The following is an 18,388-nucleotide window of genomic DNA, read 5'->3' on the forward strand; positions in this document are numbered from 1 at the left end:
AAAAAAAACAATGAGAAAAATTACACTATTATTTTTATTTAGTATACACATTGTTGTAGCTCAAAATTATACCGAATACCAAACAGGAAGTACGACAGATGTTATAACCAATCACCAACCTGGAGCTTGTTTGATGGGAGGAGCTACAGAACAAGAGGATGCCATGATTTGGTTTTTAAATAAAGCAGATGGAGGAGATGTTGTAGTATTGAGAGCATCAGGAAGCGATGGTTATAATAATTATTTTTATACAGATTTGGGTGTTACAATTAATTCAGTAACCACATTTGTGATTGATAATGTAGCAGGAGCTATAGATCCTTATGTATTACAAAGCGTAGAAAATGCAGAAGCGATTTGGTTTGCAGGAGGCGATCAATATGATTATGTAAGCTATTTTAAAGACAATGCAATGGAAGATGCACTCAATAATTTTGTTAATGTAAAACAAGGAGTTATTGGAGGTACAAGTGCAGGACTTGCAATTTTAGGTGGTAATTATTTTTCTGCTCAATATGGCACGCTTACTAATGCAGTAGCTTTAAGTAACCCTTATCATCCTAGAGTAGCCATAGGAGAAAATGATTTTTTGGATATCCCATATTTGAATAATGTTATTACAGATTCTCATTATGACGATCCAGATAGAAGAGCAAGACATAGTGTAATGTTAGCTAGAATAGCTACAGATAATGCTACACGTTCCTTCGGAATTGCTTGTAATGAATACACAGCAGTTTGCGTAGAGCCAGACGGGAAAGCTTATGTCTATGGTGAATATCCAGCTTATGATGAGTTTGCTTACTTTTTACAAGCTAATTGTGTTACAGATTTTGAGCCAGAAACTTGTGTCTCAGGATCACCTTTAACATGGGATAGAAATAACGAAGCAATTAAAGTTTATAAAGTGCCAGGAACTGAGAGTGGAGTTAATTATTTTGATTTGTCAGATTGGGAAACTGGAAGCGGAGGAGAATGGAGAAACTGGTCAATTGAAGCAGGAACTTTTACTACCACAGCAGGAACTAATCCGCTTTGTGGAGCTTTATCAGCTGAAGATTATGAATTGTCGAGTATAAAAGTATTTCCTAATCCTTTTGAAGATACGATTCAGATTACTACGGAAAGCGAATTAATAGCTGTTCAAATCGTTGATATTTTAGGAAATCAAAGGGTAGTTGAGCTAAATGCAGATTATAGCATTGATACATCGTCTTTGAGTACAGGTATTTATTTTTTAAAACTGAAAACAGATACAACAGTTCAAACCTTTAAGGTTGTTAAAAGGTAAATGTGCTGTTTCAATAATGTAAGTTGAAGCGTATTTTAATACAATTAATTACGAAATACTTTTAATTATATTTATTAGCAATAAAAAAAGGTCTGATTTTCATCAGACCTTTTCTTGTATTTAAGATTAGTTGTTAATCTTAGTTCTTTTTTAACTTATCAGAAGCTTTATCAATAGCACTAGAAGCTTTTTCTTTTCCATCAGCAGCAGCTTTGTTAACCGCGTCCTTAGTATCTGTTGCTAAATCTTTAGCACCATCTTTTACAGATTCTGCTCCTTCTTTGATTGCGTTTCCAGCAGAGTCAACAGCATTACCTGCAGCATCCTTAGCATCTTCAGCTCCTTCTTTCACAGAGTCAATACCATCTTCAATAGCATCTCCAGTCGCGTCAGCAGCATCTTCAATAGCATCACCAGTTGCATCAGCAGCATCTTCGATTGCATCTCCTGCTTCATCAGCAGCATTTTCTAATGCATCAGCAGCATTTTCTGCACCTTCTTTAGTTTCTCTACATGATGTTACAGACACTACAAGTGCCAATACTAATGCGATGTTTAAAATTAATTTTTTCATTGTAATAGTTTTAGTGTTAATTATTGTTAAAGTTCAAAATTAATAACTTAAATTGAATATATGGTTAAAATTTTAACATTTATAAAAAATGATAACCTTTCATCAATGCACTATATACGTATGTGATTCATGATTTGGACTACTGCTCCTTTGTTTTCTTTAATAAAAGCAGCATTTTTTTTACCTAATGAATCACGTAGTTGATGTGATGTAATAAGAGAATTTAAGATTGTTTTTAAACCAGTTTTATCTTCTACCGAAATAACACCTGCCTTTTCAATCATGGCAAACGCTTCTGGGAATTTTTTATAGTTTTTGCCAATAATTAAAGGTGCTCCAAAAACTGCTGGTTCTAAGATGTTATGTAAACCTGTTTTTCCCATAGCTCCACCAACATAAGCAATGTCTGCATCACTATATATTTTAGTTAGTAAACCAATAGTGTCAATAATAAACACATTATAATCTTCTAAATTTTTTCCTTCTTTTTCAGAAAATAAGACTGTAACAGGAGTTAGTTTAGAGCTAATAGCATTGATATGACTAGTGTTAACCTCATGAGGCGCTATTATGAATTTTAAACTTTCCGAAGCATTATCATTTATATATGGTATGAGTAGCGCTTCATCCTCTTCCCAAGAACTTCCAATAACAATGCATGTGCTATTACCTTTAAATTCTGAAATAAAATCAAGTTTATTGTCTTGATTTAATTGATTAGAAACGCGATCATATCTCGTGTCACCAGAAACTTTTACAGAATTGTAGTTGATGTTGTTAAGTAAAGTTTTAGAGTTTTCATCTTGTACAAAAATATGCTCAAATGCAAACAGTGCAGATTTTTGTAAGTTTCCATAACCCTTAAAATAAATTTGATTTTTTCTGAAAACTGCCGAAATCAAAATTGCACGTCTGTTTTGGTTTTTGAGCTCCAAAAGTAGATTTGCCCAAATATCATACTTCACAAACACTGTGAATTCAGGATGTACAATATCAATAAATCGCTTAGCATTAGATTTGGTATCTAGAGGAAGATAAACTACAAGATCTGCCACTTTAGTGTTTTTTCTAATTTCATAACCTGAAGGAGAGAAAAAACTGAGTATTATTTTATACTGAGAATATTCTTGTCGCAACTTCTCAAAAACAGGAAGACCTTGTTCGTATTCGCCTAAAGAAGCACAGTGAAACCATATGGTTTTATCTGTCTTATTTATGTTTTTTTGCAGAATATCAAAGGTTTGCTTGCGACCGTCAACACCCAATTTAATTTTGCAATTAAAAGGAGCAATAATCCTTAAAAAAAAAGAAAGTATATATATGCCTAAATTGTACAATGCTTAAATTCTATTATTCATGCTAAAATAGGGTTCTTTGAAATAAATTCATTGCTTAATGCTAATGAATTTCGTAAATTCGTTACCTATGAAAAAAATTCAAATGGTTGACCTTAAAGGTCAATATAGCAAAATAAAAGATGAGGTCGATAGTTCTGTTTTAGAGGTATTAGATTCTACAGCTTATATCAATGGACCTAAAGTTCATGAGTTTCAGAAAAATTTAGAATCCTATTTAGGAGTAAAACATGTGATTCCTTGCGCAAATGGAACAGATGCGTTGCAAATAGCCATGATGGGATTGGGTCTAAAACCAGGAGATGAAGTCATCACTGCAGATTTTACCTTTGCAGCAACCGTTGAGGTAATAGCACTTCTACAATTAACTCCGGTTTTGGTGGATGTAGATCCTGTAAATTTTAATATTGATATTGACGCTATTAAAAAAGCAATTACACCTAAAACAAAAGCCATTGTACCAGTTCATTTATTTGGTATGTGTGCCAATATGGAAGCAATCATGCAAATTGCTAAAGAGCATGATTTGTTTGTTATAGAAGATAATGCTCAAGCAATTGGCTCTACATATACATATAGTAATGGAGAAAAAGCTAAAGCAGGAACTATTGGTCATGTTGCTTCAACATCATTTTTTCCATCAAAAAATCTAGGTTGTTATGGAGATGGAGGTGCGATTTTCACCAATGATGATGATTTAGCACATACTATTAAAGGTATTGTTAATCATGGTATGTACGAGCGCTACCATCATGATGTTGTAGGTGTAAACTCTAGATTAGACTCTATTCAAGCAGCGATTTTAAATATAAAATTAAAACGATTAGATACTTATAATAAAGCGAGGCAAAATGCTGCAAGAGCATATAATAAGGCTTTTAAGGAACAAGCAAATATAATTACACCTACAGGTCAAGACGTGTGTAATGGGATTTGCGATAATTGTGATTGTCACGTATTTCATCAATACACATTACGTATCATAAATAGTGATCGTGATGCTTTGGTAAAACACTTAAATGATAAAGGGATTCCTTGTGGAGTTTATTATCCAATTCCTTTGCATCGTCAAAAAGCATATTTAGATGAGCGTTACAATGAAGCAGATTTTAAAGTGACCAATCAACTAGTTAAAGAGGTGATTTCATTACCTATGCACACAGAGTTAGATGACGAACAAATTGAGTTTATTACATCAACAGTCATTAACTTTATTAATTCTTAATATGAAAAAAATTCTTGTAACAGGAGGACTGGGTTTTATAGGTTCTCATACAGTTGTTGAACTTCAAAATGAAGGTTTTGAAGTTGTTATAATTGATGATTTATCAAATTCTTCGGAAAGCGTCTTAGATGGAATCACATCTATTACAAATAAAAAGCCCTTTTTTGAGAAATTAGATTTAAAGGAAAAATCTTCAGTAGAAAACTTTTTCAAAAAGCACAATGATATTTCTGGTGTCATTCATTTTGCAGCTAGTAAAGCTGTAGGAGAAAGTGTTGAAAATCCACTGCTTTATTACGAGAACAATTTAAATACACTTATTTACATGCTTAAAGAGGTGCTCAATTTAAAAGAGTCCAACTTTATTTTTAGCTCTTCGTGTACAGTATATGGTCAAGCAGAGAAAATGCCAATTACAGAAGAAGCTCCAACGCAACCTGCAGAATCTCCTTACGGAAACACTAAACAAGTAGGTGAAGAAATTATAACAGATACGTGTAAAGTAAGTCCAAATTTAAATGCAATTGCGCTGCGATATTTTAACCCAATAGGAGCACACCCAAGTGCAAATATAGGAGAGTTGCCAATTGGAGTCCCACAAAATCTAGTACCATATATAACACAAACAGGTGCTGGACTAAGGGAAAGTTTATCTGTTTTTGGAAATGATTACCCTACTCCAGACGGTACATGTATACGAGATTATATTCACGTTGTAGATTTAGCAAAAGCACATGTAATTGCTTTACAGCGTTTACTCGATAATAAAAATGATTCAAATTTTGAGACTTTTAATGTAGGTACAGGAGTTGGTAGTTCGGTTTTAGAAGTGATTACTGCTTTTGATAATGTATCTAACCAATCTCTAAACTATAAATTTGCTCCAAGACGTGAAGGTGATGTGATTTCTGCTTTCGCAGATACAGAAAAAGCAAATACTGTCTTAGGTTGGAAAGCTAAGTCTTCTCTTAATGATGCTATTGGTTCAGCATGGAAATGGGAACAGAAAATAAGAAATTTATAAACTATATATAATGAAAAGAGTATTACAACTTATTATCCTTTTACTGACGATTTCAGTAACTGGACAGGATACTTATTTGCACTGCGGAAAAGTTATTGATACAAAAAATGGGACTATTTTAAAAGAAAAAACGATTATTATTTCTGGAAATAAAATTGTTTCTATTGAAAATGGATATGTGAACGGAAAGACTTCAGAAGATAAAATCATCGATCTAAAATCAAAAACGGTTATGCCTGGACTTATAGATATGCATGTTCATCTTGAAGGTGAAACAAGTCCGACAAGATATTTAGAGACGTTTACTAAGAATGAAGCAGATGTCGCATTTACTTCCGCAGAAATAGCTAAAAGAACATTAATGGCAGGTTTTACAACGGTTAGAGATCTTGGAGGTAGTGGTGTAAATGTGTCACTGCGTGATGCTACTGCTAACGGAAAAGTACCTGGACCTCGAATTTTTACTGCTGAAAAAGCAATAGGAACAACAGGAGGACATGCAGATCCAACAAACGGAATGAGAAAAGATTTAATGGGAGATCCTGGACCAGACGAAGGTGTAATCAATAGTCCTGAAGATGCTAGAAAAGCAGTGAGACAACGCTATAAAAATGGAGCAGACCTCATAAAAATTACAGCAACAGGTGGTGTTCTAAGTGTAGCTAAAAATGGTGCAAACGCTCAATTTACTCAAGAAGAAGTTAATGAGATTGTAAAAACAGCTAAAGAATATGGAATGAATGTAGCAGCTCACGCTCACGGTAAAGAAGGTATGAAACGTGCTGTATTAGCTGGTGTTCAAACGATAGAACATGGATCATTTATGGATAAAGAAGTTGCTACTTTAATGAAACAAAACAATTGCTATATGGTGCCAACTTTATCTGCTGGACGTTATGTAGAGGAGAAGGCAAAGATTCCAAATTATTATCCTGATGTGATTATCCCTAAAATAACAAGTACTATGGCTATTTTGGATAAAACTATAAAAATGGTCATTAGTGAAGGTGTTCCCATAGCCTTTGGAACAGATGCTGGTGTGTTTCCTCATGGAGATAATGCTAAAGAATTTCGATACATGGTTGATGCTGGATGGTCACCAATGTTTTCCTTACAAAGTGCAACAGTAACGAATGCTAAGTTACTAGATATGGAGAATCAATTGGGGCAAATAAAAGCAGGGTTTATTGCAGATATAATTGCAATAGATGAAGATCCTACAAAAAACATTTCTACGATGGAACACGTGATTTTCGTCATGAAAGAAGGAAAAGTCTATAAAAACGAATTGTAAATTTCATAATTTAAGACCAATTAATTATAAATATGACAACAATAACACCTTTTTCTTAAGGGTCTTATATTTAACAAATTGATTAACAATGATTTAATGTTTAAAACTTGGTGTTGGTCGTTCGTCTTTGTTTCTTTGGAGCTAATGATAAATGAAAACCAATGAAATTGATTAGTATTAAAAGAGAAACTAAGCCAGAAGCCAGGTTCACAAAAAGAATGGGTGTATTGACAACAAACGTAACATATATTAAGAAACAATTCTTGAGTATCCCTTACAAAACAGTTCATAAATATCGAGAAACGTACTACGGTAAAATTAAAGACTGTGAAAATATAAGTTTAGCAAAATAATAAAAAAACCTCTTCAAATTTGAAGAGGTTTTTTTATTATTTCATTCTATTTCTTATTGAGATAGTTTTAACTAAAAATGGTATCACTTTTTTTTAGCGAATATTATCGTGAATAATAGCGTAAGCATTCCAAAGGTTACAGACATATCTGCAACATTAAAAATACCAGTTCTTAGAGTGTCATTTATGTGTAAGTAGAAAAAATCTGTAACAGATCCAAAAGCTATTCTATCAAATACATTTGAAATACCGCCTCCAGCTATACAGCTTAAAGCAACAATACTAACCTTATCAAGCATTTTGTTTGTTATGGTATAATAAATAAGGTATCCAAGAACTCCAACAGGTAAAATGAGAAGGAAAATGAGTTTTAAAGTTGGGTTCATATCACTTCCCATTCCTAAAAATGCACCAGTATTCTCAACATTCATCATTTGGAAAAAATCACCAATAACGTTAATGCGCTCACTAGGATCAATTGAATCTCTTACTATGATTTTTGAAATTTGGTCAATAGCAATATTTAAAATTATAAGAAGAATGATACCTATGTTTCTAGATATTTTCATAAAAATTATGCGTTAGGTCCTAATGTTGCTGAAGCAGTTTGTGCTTCTCTATTGATTTTTTTTACTAATCCTTGTAATACTTTACCAGGACCAACTTCTGTAAAATGAGAAGCACCATCTGCAATCATTTGTTGCACAGACTGAGTCCAACGCACAGGAGCTGTTAGTTGCAAAATTAAATTTGCTTTAATTTCATTTTCATCGGTTATCGCAGTAGCAGTAACGTTTTGATATATTGGGCAATTAGGTTTGCTAAATGTTGTATTTTCTATTGCTGCAGCCAATTCTTCTCTAGCTGGTTCCATTAAAGGCGAATGAAAAGCACCTCCAACTGGAAGTACCAAAGCACGACGAGCGCCTTCTTCTTTCAAAGTTTCACAGGCTTTATTGATAGCATCTACATCTCCCGAAATCACTAATTGACCAGGACAGTTATAATTTGCAGCAACGACAACACCTTCTGTTGTAGCGCAAACTTTTTCTACGATGTCATCATCCAATCCTAAAACAGCAGCCATTGTACTTGGTTGTAATTCACATGCTTTTTGCATGGCTTGCGCACGTTGAGAAACGAGTTTCAAACCATCTTCAAAAGTTAATGCTCCAGCAGCAACTAATGCAGAAAATTCTCCTAGTGAATGACCAGCAACCATATCTGGTTTAAAACTGTCTCCAAGAGTTTTAGCTAATATAACAGAGTGTAAAAATATGGCAGGTTGTGTTACCTTAGTTTCTTTTAAGTCTTCTGCAGAACCCTCAAACATAATGTCTGTGATGTGAAAACCCAAAATAGAATTTGCTTTTTCAAATAGCTCTTGAGCTAATGGTGAGTTTTCGTATAAATCAAGTCCCATTCCTGAGAATTGAGCACCTTGACCTGGAAATATATATGCGTTCATAGTAATCAAATTTAAGCTGCAAAAATAGGAATAATTATTTTACTGAAAACTGCCGATTTCCGAAGAAAAAGTTAAACACAAGCAGCCTCAGCACATCGTTCGCCATCCATGGCTGCAGAAACGATTCCACCAGCATAACCACCACCTTCACCACATGGGAATAAGTTTGTTATTTCGGGATGTGCTAAATTTTCGTTTCTTGGGATATTGACAGGAGATGAGGTTCTAGATTCCACACCAACAACATTAGCTTCAGCAGTGTAATAACCGTGCATTTTTTCTCCAAAGGCTTTAAAACCCTTCCGAAGAGAACCTCCAATTAATTTTGGTAATAAAGAGTGTAGTGGAGCAGATTTTAATCCTGGTTGGTATGAGGTAGAATTTAAATCATTAGATAATCGACCTTCTACAAAATCTGTGAGTCGTTGTGCAGGTGCAGATTGTGATCTTCCACCAGATGTAAATGCTAAACGTTCTAAATCTTTTTGATATTCTAAACCTTTTAAAACACCATGTTGTTCATATTTAAATAGGTCTCTATCTGCGTTAATTTCTACAACAATACCAGAATTAGCGAACTCGTTATTACGTCTTGAAGGTGACATACCATTGACTACGACTTCTCCATTTGCAGTTGCTGCAGGTACAATAAATCCGCCAGGACACATACAAAATGAATACACACCTCTGTCGTTGACTTGGTTTACTAAACTATATGAAGCTGCAGGCAATAACTCATCTCTTTGTTCGCCTTTACAGTGGTATTGAATTTCGTCAATAATTTGTTGTGGATGTTCCACACGAACTCCCATGGCAAATGATTTTGCTTGTAACTGAATATTTTTCTCATTTAGTAAATAATAAATATCACGAGCAGAATGTCCTGTTGCTAAAATCACCTTTTCAATATCTAACTCATTTCCGTTTTGAAGTGTTAGAGATTTAATCTTATTATTTTTAATATTGAAATCTGTCACACGTGTTTCAAAGTGAATTTCACCACCATATTTCAAGATCGTTTCACGAATATTTTGCACTACTTTTGGAAGCTTATTTGTTCCGATATGTGGATGTGCATCAACTAAGATTTGATCTGTTGCGCCATGAAATACTAGGTTTTCAAAGATCTTTCTTACATCACCACGCTTGAGACTTCTAGTATATAATTTTCCGTCGCTATACGTACCAGCACCACCTTCTCCAAAGCAATAATTAGAGTCTTCATTGACAAAGTGATTTTGATTAATGGCTTTGATGTCACGTCGTCTATCTTGTACATTTTTACCACGTTCTAAAACGATGGGTTTGAATCCAAGTTCAATACATCGCAAAGCTGCCCACATTCCTGCAGGTCCAAAACCGATGATATGAATTGGTTTTGCTTTAGAAACATCTTTGTAATCAAATACGTAAGCCGAAGTTTCAGGCATTGGCTCATTAATGTAAACCTCTACCTTATAGTTGAACATGATACGCGACTTACGAGCATCAATTGACTTCCTAAGAATTTTAATTCCAGTAATTTCTGAAGATTTTACATCCAAATCATAAGCTGCTTTATAAAGCAATCCATTTGGTTTTCCTTCTTCATGTAAATTAATGCGGAGTTGGAGTTGTTTGATCATTTACTACAGATTTCTGTAAGTTTATTTATTGTTGAGTTGCCAAGTCGATGAACGTCGTCTACTATATATTTAGAAAGTGCATTACAAATTTTCTTCTTGTCGATTGATGGAATATTATTTGAATTTTCATATTTTTTGAGTAGAATATGCGCTCGTACAAACTGAGCTTTATAATTGAATGGCTCTATTTCTAATGCTTTATCCAAGTCTGTTAAAGCATTTTCAAAATCACCTTTTAATGTGTATGCTTCACCTCTTGAAGAGTAATACTCATCATAACTTTGATCTACCTCAATTTTTTTAGAAAATTTCTTGATGTAACTATTAAGTTTGGATACGTTTTTTGTTTTATCAGGATATAAACGATATTCTCCTTCTGTTTTTTTAGAAACAAACTCTAAAAATTTCAAGACTAATTTGTACTTGCTTCTATCTAAATCTTTAAAAGTGCCATTAGAGTAATATTGTTTTTCGTTGATTCTAAAATTTTTATTTTTATAAATGGAAGTTGAATTCAACGCTCCATTTGGGTAATAAAACTCAGAAGTACCAACATTTGAATTATTAAGAAAATACCTTTTAACACGAAGATTGCTATTTTTATAATAGGCTAAATACTCACCATTTTGAATATTATCACGAATAGTGATTTTGGTTTTCAATTCTCCAGTGTCCCAATATTCATAAAGCAAACCATCAATTTTACCTGCTTTTATATTGCCTTCATTTTTTTTTAATCCATTAAGATGGTAATTAATATATTTTCCGTTATATGGTTTGTTATCAATTAACCAGATGCCATTTTGATTTACCATATTATTGGTTGAAGGTATGTTTTTTAAGCTATCAGATCTCTTAAAGTAAGCTTTCGTAGTTATGGAAACGATACTATCTTTATTTGGAAAACCAAGATTGCTGAGATCTTTAGAACTAGTGATGAATTTAATTTCATGTATATATGATGAGTCAATTCTTAACTCAGCAAGATCTTTGTAATCGACATGTAATATATTGTCAATAATATATGGGTTAGAGTTTTGAGCATAAATATGACCAAGCATGATAAATAGTACAGAAGATAGAAAGAACCTCATAATTAGGGATTGATTTAAATTTAGATGTTACTTCCTCACATAAGTCAAAAAAGTAAACGAAAACTCATGCTTGTCATCCTTTGAATGTTCTTTTCTAGCAGTTTCTTTCCACTTTGACATATCAATCTCTGGAAAATAAGTGTCAGCATCTGGAAATTTGTGATGCACACGAGTGATTTCAATCCTATCTGCTAAACCCATAGATTGTTTGTAGATTTCTCCACCACCAATGATAAAAGGTTGTTTGTCGTTTCTAGCAGCATCAAGCGCATCTTCCATGTTATTGACAACAATGATACCATCAGGAGCTTTGTAATTGTTTTGTCTAGTAATCACAATATGTGTACGATTAGGCAATGGTTTTGGGAAACTCTCAAAAGTCTTCCGTCCCATGATTATACAATGTCCATTTGTTAAGGATTTAAAGCGTTTTAGGTCATCACTTAAATGCCAAATTAAATCATTATCCTTACCAATGGCATTGTCATCTCCTGCAGCTACAATGATGGTGCGCTCAGTTTTTTTTTTTTCGGTTGGCGTTTGCTCAATTAAAGTATCATTAAATACTTCAGTTTTTGCAATTTCGGTTTCCTCTTTTAAAAGCTGTTGTTTTATTTTTTCTATACGTTCTTTCTGTTTAGCAACGAGTGTTTCTCGTTGTTGGTCTTCCCAGTCCTTACCCATAAATTTATGAGTTATAAAAACACTCACAAAGTGATAGATGAAAAATGCTAACCATATAACAATGGCAATAACGAACCAATCGAGTCCAGCTATGGTAAAATCTTTGCCAATACCTAAAACAGTATTTGCTAAAATTAAAAAGACAGCACCTATTAAAAACACAACAAAATGAACATAAACACGTCGTTTTTGTTTAATGCGTTTCTCTGCATATTTAATTAGCGCTAATTGCTCTTTATCTATCTGTGGAATTGTTTTCTTTTTTCCGAACATAAATCAAAATAGTTATAAATGTAAAGTTACAGTTTTTAACGTAAACGTTGTAATTATTTTTTTCTTCGGAAAACAATAAAACACGAAAACGTTATCGTATTTAACTTAATGAAAATCAAGATATAAGAGTGGTTATTTTTATTATAGATATCTTAAATTAAGGCGCTTTTTTTTTAATAGTTAGAATTATTAGTCCTCATTCATTAAGAAAATGATAATTCTTTATTTTGCTATAAGGTATGCGTTTGAGTATCAATGATTCTTTTATACATTTGACCAAGAAATTAATTCATAAGTATTATGGCAATTACAAAACAATTTTTAAAAAGCAAGCCTGTTTGTAAGGTAACATTTTCATTACCAGCAGAGGAAGCAAAAAAAGTATCAGTAGTAGGATCATTCAATGAATGGAATGAGAAGAAAGCTGTTCAACTTAAAAAATTAAAAAACGGAACTTTTAAAGGAACTGTAGATTTAGAAAAAGACAACTCTTATGAGTTTAGATATGTTGTTGATGGAACTTACATCAACGATGACCAAGCAGATGCTTACGCATGGAGCGATTTTGCAGGTGCAGAGAATGGTGTTTTAAACGTGTAATTATCCGTTTTGACAGATTAAAAAGAGCTTTCTAAATTTAGAAGGCTCTTTTTATTTAATTATATTTTCTTTAGTTACTTGAACGTTTTTTTTGAGTAACAAGAATTGGTAACATATATGGAACAATCACTGGTTTGCCATCTTGCATTCCTGGTTTTGACATTTTAGGTAAAGATTTTACAACTCTAGTAGCTTCTTGTTCTAATTTAGGATGTGGTCCTCTTGCCATAATATTTTCAATGTCTCCATGTTCATTAATTTTGAAGAGCACGGTTATCCTTACATCTTTTTTATTGAGTTTTAATCTCTTTGCAACATTAGCATTGAATTTCTTATGAATAAACAAAGTGATTTTATCACTCATACATTTTTTTAGCTCTTCATTTGAGAGCTGTTCTTCACAACCCATATAAACAGGAACTTTTTCTACTGTTGCAAAAGGAACTACTTTGATTTTTCCATCTTGCTGTATCAATTTTACTGGCAATTCAGATTTAGGAATACTGTCTTGAGCATAAGACAAAGCAAAAATAAGTATGAAAAATAAGGTGCAAAATACTTTCATGGTAAAATTGTTATTTAAAAATAAACAGTCATTAATAATTTGAAAGGCGTATCAACAGGTTTACCATTAAGCGTTCTTGGTGCCTTAAATTTTGGAAGACGTTTAGCGACGTTAATGGCTTCAATAGCTATGGCTTTATGATTTGCTTTTGCGTTTATGTTTTTTATTTTTCCGTTTTTACTAATTGTAAATTCTAAAAGAAATTGAGTTGATCTCGCCAAAGGTAATGCACGACTTGCCATTTCAATATCAAAACTCATTTTAATAAAGTTCGTTATTTTTCGTTTAGAGCATGTCTCTAATTCTGCATTAGTGGGTTCTTTATCACAACCTCTATAAATAGGATATCTTAAATCTTTATCTGTGTAATTATTCATTTCTACTCTTAGAGGAAGCGCATAGGGTACAATAACAGGTTCACCTCTTTGCATTCCTGGTGTCATTTGTGGAATCATTTGAGCAACACGTTTGGCTTCATCTCTTAAGAATTCATCTTCTGCGTTAGAATCTATGTCTATAACTTTACCATCTTTTCCAACCTTAAAAATGACTACAATACGCTTAAGCCCAGCTTCAATTTCTGAGCCTTTGGGTAGTGTCGTGTTGAATTCATTATGAAAAAGCATTGCAATTTTCTGAGACATACACTTCTTTTTATTTGCATTTCCGTCTTCTCTTTTGCAGCCTTTATAAATAGGGACGTTTTCAATAACATGTAATACTTTTGAATCACTTTTATTTGATAAAGAATCTAACTCAGATTGACTTATTGTTTTTTCTTGCGCATGAACAAGCATTCCACATAAGATGGATATAATAAAAATGTAGTATTTCATATAATTATTTTAAACAGCAACAGTACCTTTGATGTGTGGATGCGGATTATAATCCTCTAAAGTGAAATCTTCAAACTTAAATTCGAAAATATCTTTTACATCAGGATTCAATTTCATTTTAGGTAATGGTCTGATGTCTCTTGATAGTTGCAATTCTAATTGTTCAAAATGATTGCTATAAATATGAGCATCACCAAAAGTGTGTATAAATTCTCCAGCTTCATAACCACAAACTTGTGCAATCATCATAGTGAACAATGCATAAGACCCAATATTGAAAGGGACGCCTAAAAATATATCTGCACTACGTTGGTATAGCTGACATGATAATTTACCATCAGCAACATAAAACTGAAAGAATGCATGACAAGGAGGTAAAGCTGCTTTACCATTCGCAACGTTCTCTGAGAATGATTTTGATGTGTCTGGCATTACAGACGGGTTCCAAGCAGACACCATCATACGACGACTATTAGGATTGTTTTTAAGCGTTTCTATAACATCTTTTATTTGGTCAATATCATCATTGTTCCAATTGCGCCATTGATGACCATATACTGGACCTAAATCTCCATTTTCATCAGCCCAAGAATTCCAGATTTTAACTCCGTTTTCCGTTAGGTATTTAATATTAGTATCTCCTTTTAAAAACCATAATAATTCATAAATGATAGATTTTAAGTGCAATTTTTTAGTAGTCACCATTGGGAAACCTTCACTCAAGTCAAATCGCATTTGATGTCCAAAAACACTTTTTGTTCCTGTTCCTGTACGATCTCCTTTTTCGTTTCCTTGTTCTAAAACGTGCTTTACTAAGTCGTGGTATTGTTTCATCTGTTAATGTCAATTGTGTTTTAGTGCTCAGGTGTAATTCGCAAAAAAATAAATTCTATGTATACGAATTTCTCTAGTCTGTTCATTTCTTGTTCACTTTCTGTGACAACGGAAAACTCTTTTAATTAAACGTAAAATTTCAGAAAATAAAAGTAAAAAATAAGGGTTGAATCTTTACGATTTCAACCCTTTATAATATTAAAAGTTATTAACTATATTCTAATTTTAATTAGTGAAATTCAAAACCAATTTGAGTTATTAAATTGTCTTTAAATCCAATGACGATTGGTGTTGATTCTACTTTTGGATTTGACATATATAAATTAGGCATAACAGCTACTATATCAACAAATTTAATGTTATCAATTATAGAATTATTAGATATTTTGTCTATTGATAACTCATCAATTTTAAAAGTGCCAGAGTATGATGTTTCAGGGAAATTTTTATCACCATCCCAATTAAAGTTTAATCCTATAAATATTAATTTGTCTTTAACGGTGTGAATAGATATACCATGCTCCTTGTAATGGTAATTAATTTTCCCAGTAGGATATTCTTTATAAACCGTTGGAGTGCCCAATATTTTTGTGATCTCTTCTAATGATGTGTTAGTATTTAATGTTGTTTCGTTAAGCACTACTTCTTTATCTTTGGTGAATTCTATCTCAACATTTGTTTGTGCAAAAGTCACATTTAAGAATACGATAGCGATAATTGTAAAGATTTTCATTTTATTTTTATTTAGTTTTTTCTATCCTATAATCATTCCAGCAATAGTAGCAGAAATCAACGAAGCCAGAGTGCCACCAATTAAAGCTTTCATTCCAAATTTAGATAAGGTTTTACGTTGACCAGGAGCCAAAGAACCAATACCACCAATTTGAATACCAATGGATGCAAAGTTGGCAAAGCCACAAAGCATATAGGTTGCCATAATAATTGATTTCTCATATTTTAAATGCGTCGCATTTGCTGCGTTCTTAAGATCTGCTAATTGAATGTAGCCTATAAATTCACTAGCTGCTAATTTAATACCTAAGAGTTGTCCCATAAGCGCCATGTCTTCCGTAGCAACACCAATTAACCACATTAATGGAGCAAAAATATAACCTAGAATAAGTTCGAGAGATAAACTTTGGTAAGCTGTGTTTCCAGCTACCCAATCGTTTAAATTTGTAATGTCTCCAACCCAACCTAGAATACCATTTGCCATAGCAATAAAGGCAACAAATACAAGTAACATTGCACCTACATTAACAGCTAATTTTAGACCTTCGGTAGTACCATTAGCAATAGCATCTAAAATGTTTGAACCTATTTTTTCTTTCGAAACAGCCACATCAGTATTCACTTTTTCTGTTTGAGGGTATAGAATTTTTGAAATCACAATTGCTCCAGGTGCTGCCATAACAGAAGCTGCTAATAAATGCTTTGCATAGAACAAACGTAAGGCTTCATCTTCACCACCTAAAAACCCAATGTATGCTGCAAGCACAGCTCCAGCAACTGTTGCCATACCACCAATCATAACTAAAAGCATTTCTGATTTATTCATTTTCTCAAGGTATGCCTTGATTAAAAGAGGTGCTTCTGTTTGACCTAAAAATATGTTTCCAGCTACACTTAGACTTTCTGCACCTGATATTTTAAGCGTTTTAGATAGCAACCAAGCCATTGCTTTTACTACTTTTTGAATGATTCCTAAGTAGAATAAAACAGAGGTTAATGCTGAGAAAAAGATAATAGTTGGTAGTACTTGAAAAGCGAATATGAAACCATAGGAATTAATATCCATTACACCACTAAATAAGAACTCACTTCCAGCTCTAGTAAAGTCAAGTATATTTATGAAAACTTGACCTATTGATTCAAAAATATCCTTTACAAAATCAACTTGTAAAACGCAGATTGCAATGATTAGTTGAAATGCTAAGCCAATTGCAACTGTTTTCCAATTGATACCTTTTCTATTACTACTAAATAAAAAGGCAATGACAAGTAAAGTTATCATACCTAATACGCCACGCCAAATACTATTGAAACTATAACCTTGACTTTTTACTATGTCGTCTATAGCTTCTCCTTGAGCAATAAAGCTAGGATGCTTATCTGATATAAATGTGAAAACATCATTAGAATTTTTTAAAATTAATTCTGTTTCTTTTTTACTTACAATCTCATAATAAACATCTACTGTCGTTGGAACTTTCTGCTTAAAAACTATTAAGTTATTATTCTGAAGCCAAAACCCTTTGTTGAAATTATTGTTTAAAATCGATTCGTATTCTCCATTTTTGCCAAGATTTAAAAACTCTTTACCTTTATTGAAATCAATATCACCAGTTTTATCATTTGGATAATTGTCAAAAGTTTCGTGTGATAATAATTGCCAATTGTTAATAACCAAATTAACTTCTTTGGCATTGTTTTTAATATCTTGAAATTTTACTACTTTAGGCAGACTGTCTGTTGAAATTTCTTGAGTATCTTGACCAAAAGTCAATGTAATACCAAAAAAAATAGCTGCAATAGCTAGAAGAAAATGTTTCATGTGTTTATATTTATTTTTTTCAATGGTCACATGCTGTTCGCGATAAATCATTCTCTTAAGTGATAAAATTTTATATGCTCGTTTCATAATAAAACTGTATTATCGTTTGTCAATTTCGTCTCTAATCTTAGCTGCTTTTTCGTAGTCTTCATTATTGACAGCTTCATCTAAGAGTGTGTGTAATTCTTGAAGTGATTTATCCATATAATTATCTTGGATACTTGCTTCTATCTCTTCAACGACCATGTCATCTACAAGAATAGAATCTTGATCTTGCTCTTCGCCATCCTTTTTAGGATTGACTTTAAGATAAATACCAGCTTTGTCTAAGATATTTTTATAGGTAAATATAGGTGCTTTAAAACGCAATGCTAAAGCAATAGCATCACTGGTTCTAGCATCTATGATTTCTTCAATTTTATCGCGTTCACAAATTAAACTGGAGTAAAATACACCATCAACTAATTTGTGGATAATGACTTGTTTGACAACAATATCAAAACGATCTGCAAAATTTTTAAATAAATCGTGGGTAAGAGGTCTTGGAGGTCTAATTTCTTTTTCTAACGCAATCGCTATGGACTGCGCTTCAAAAGCACCAATAACGATTGGTAATTTACGGTCACCATCTACTTCATTCAGAATCAATGCATACGCGCCATTTTGAGTTTGGCTGTATGAAATTCCTTTAATATTTAATCTAACTAGACTCATAATTTATAAAACGTAAAGAACCGTT

19 protein-coding genes are annotated in these 18,388 nt (G+C 32.7%); 6 read left to right on the forward strand and 13 right to left on the reverse strand.

Translation table 11 applies throughout. From position 1 onward, the window contains the following. The first annotated feature begins 10 nt into the window (after positions 1-10). Positions 11-1,291, forward strand: a complete 1,281-nt coding sequence (locus tag IM744_RS17445) for a T9SS type A sorting domain-containing protein (protein ID WP_194509461.1) — start codon at positions 11-13, stop codon at positions 1,289-1,291. A 139-nt stretch (positions 1,292-1,430) separates the two neighbouring features. Here the strand turns inward: IM744_RS17445 and IM744_RS17450 are convergent, their stop codons facing one another. Both IM744_RS17450 and IM744_RS17455 read right to left on the reverse strand, forming a co-directional pair. Then, entirely contained in the window at positions 1,431-1,865 is a 435-nt protein-coding gene (locus tag IM744_RS17450) for a hypothetical protein (RefSeq protein ID WP_241738361.1), read from the reverse strand. 110 nt (positions 1,866-1,975) lie between these two features. After that, positions 1,976-3,130: a 3-deoxy-D-manno-octulosonic acid transferase gene (locus IM744_RS17455; protein WP_317175400.1), complete on the reverse strand. Its 1,155-nt coding sequence runs from the start codon at positions 3,128-3,130 to the stop codon at positions 1,976-1,978. 160 nt (positions 3,131-3,290) lie between these two features. Here IM744_RS17455 and IM744_RS17460 point away from each other — a divergent pair, with 160 nt between their 5' ends. The 4 genes from IM744_RS17460 (at position 3,291) to IM744_RS17475 (ending at position 7,116) form a co-directional block, all read left to right on the forward strand. Beyond that, the gene (locus IM744_RS17460; protein WP_194509462.1) at positions 3,291-4,445 is read left to right on the forward strand and encodes a DegT/DnrJ/EryC1/StrS family aminotransferase; all 1,155 of its coding nucleotides are present in this window, start codon (positions 3,291-3,293) and stop codon (positions 4,443-4,445) included. Position 4,446: 1 nt separating this feature from the next. Further along, positions 4,447-5,469, forward strand: coding sequence for a UDP-glucose 4-epimerase GalE (gene galE, locus IM744_RS17465; protein WP_194509463.1), 1,023 nt, complete (start codon positions 4,447-4,449; stop codon positions 5,467-5,469). A gap of 10 nt (positions 5,470-5,479) precedes the next feature. Further along, on the forward strand, positions 5,480-6,763 hold the full coding sequence (locus tag IM744_RS17470; RefSeq protein ID WP_194509464.1) for an amidohydrolase family protein: 1,284 nt from the start codon (positions 5,480-5,482) through the stop codon (positions 6,761-6,763). A 161-nt stretch (positions 6,764-6,924) separates the two neighbouring features. Then, positions 6,925-7,116, forward strand: a complete 192-nt coding sequence (locus IM744_RS17475; protein ID WP_194509465.1) for a hypothetical protein — start codon at positions 6,925-6,927, stop codon at positions 7,114-7,116. Between the two features lie 83 nt (positions 7,117-7,199). Here the strand turns inward: IM744_RS17475 and lspA are convergent, their stop codons facing one another. The 5 genes from lspA to IM744_RS17500 all read right to left on the reverse strand — a co-directional run bounded on the left by lspA (position 7,200) and on the right by IM744_RS17500 (position 12,260). Continuing rightward, a complete protein-coding gene (lspA, locus tag IM744_RS17480) occupies positions 7,200-7,685 on the reverse strand; it encodes a signal peptidase II (protein ID WP_194509466.1) in 486 nt (161 codons plus the stop codon). Between the two features lie 5 nt (positions 7,686-7,690). Beyond that, positions 7,691-8,584: an ACP S-malonyltransferase gene (gene fabD / locus IM744_RS17485; protein ID WP_194509467.1), complete on the reverse strand. Its 894-nt coding sequence runs from the start codon at positions 8,582-8,584 to the stop codon at positions 7,691-7,693. 71 nt (positions 8,585-8,655) lie between these two features. Beyond that, positions 8,656-10,209, reverse strand: coding sequence for an NAD(P)/FAD-dependent oxidoreductase (locus IM744_RS17490; RefSeq protein ID WP_194509468.1), 1,554 nt, complete (start codon positions 10,207-10,209; stop codon positions 8,656-8,658). Next, on the reverse strand, positions 10,206-11,303 hold the full coding sequence (locus IM744_RS17495) for a hypothetical protein (RefSeq protein WP_194509469.1): 1,098 nt from the start codon (positions 11,301-11,303) through the stop codon (positions 10,206-10,208). The genes IM744_RS17490 and IM744_RS17495 overlap by 4 nt, the downstream gene beginning before the upstream one ends. 27 nt (positions 11,304-11,330) lie before the next feature. Beyond that, complete coding sequence (locus IM744_RS17500; RefSeq protein WP_194509470.1) at positions 11,331-12,260, reverse strand: dihydrofolate reductase; 930 nt, start codon at positions 12,258-12,260, stop codon at positions 11,331-11,333. A gap of 300 nt (positions 12,261-12,560) precedes the next feature. On the opposite strand from IM744_RS17500, the gene IM744_RS17505 reads away from it, so the two are divergent. After that, complete coding sequence (locus IM744_RS17505) at positions 12,561-12,860, forward strand: isoamylase early set domain-containing protein (RefSeq protein WP_194509471.1); 300 nt, start codon at positions 12,561-12,563, stop codon at positions 12,858-12,860. A gap of 70 nt (positions 12,861-12,930) precedes the next feature. Here the strand turns inward: IM744_RS17505 and IM744_RS17510 are convergent, their stop codons facing one another. The 6 genes from IM744_RS17510 to IM744_RS17535 form a co-directional block, all read right to left on the reverse strand. Next, the gene (locus IM744_RS17510) at positions 12,931-13,425 is read right to left on the reverse strand and encodes an energy transducer TonB (protein ID WP_194509472.1); all 495 of its coding nucleotides are present in this window, start codon (positions 13,423-13,425) and stop codon (positions 12,931-12,933) included. A gap of 14 nt (positions 13,426-13,439) precedes the next feature. After that, the gene (locus IM744_RS17515) at positions 13,440-14,261 is read right to left on the reverse strand and encodes an energy transducer TonB (protein WP_194509473.1); all 822 of its coding nucleotides are present in this window, start codon (positions 14,259-14,261) and stop codon (positions 13,440-13,442) included. 9 nt (positions 14,262-14,270) lie between these two features. Next, a complete protein-coding gene (locus tag IM744_RS17520; RefSeq protein WP_194509474.1) occupies positions 14,271-15,095 on the reverse strand; it encodes a thymidylate synthase in 825 nt (274 codons plus the stop codon). A gap of 229 nt (positions 15,096-15,324) precedes the next feature. Continuing rightward, the gene (locus IM744_RS17525) at positions 15,325-15,828 is read right to left on the reverse strand and encodes a DUF7738 domain-containing protein (protein ID WP_194509475.1); all 504 of its coding nucleotides are present in this window, start codon (positions 15,826-15,828) and stop codon (positions 15,325-15,327) included. 21 nt (positions 15,829-15,849) lie between these two features. Beyond that, on the reverse strand, positions 15,850-17,190 hold the full coding sequence (locus IM744_RS17530) for a NupC/NupG family nucleoside CNT transporter (protein WP_379660191.1): 1,341 nt from the start codon (positions 17,188-17,190) through the stop codon (positions 15,850-15,852). A 558-nt stretch (positions 17,191-17,748) separates the two neighbouring features. Further along, positions 17,749-18,363, reverse strand: coding sequence for a bifunctional nuclease family protein (locus IM744_RS17535; protein WP_194509476.1), 615 nt, complete (start codon positions 18,361-18,363; stop codon positions 17,749-17,751). Positions 18,364-18,388: the final 25 nt, after the last annotated feature.

Source organism: Psychroserpens luteus (assembly GCF_015319355.1).
Lineage (GTDB): Bacteria > Bacteroidota > Bacteroidia > Flavobacteriales > Flavobacteriaceae > Psychroserpens > Psychroserpens luteus.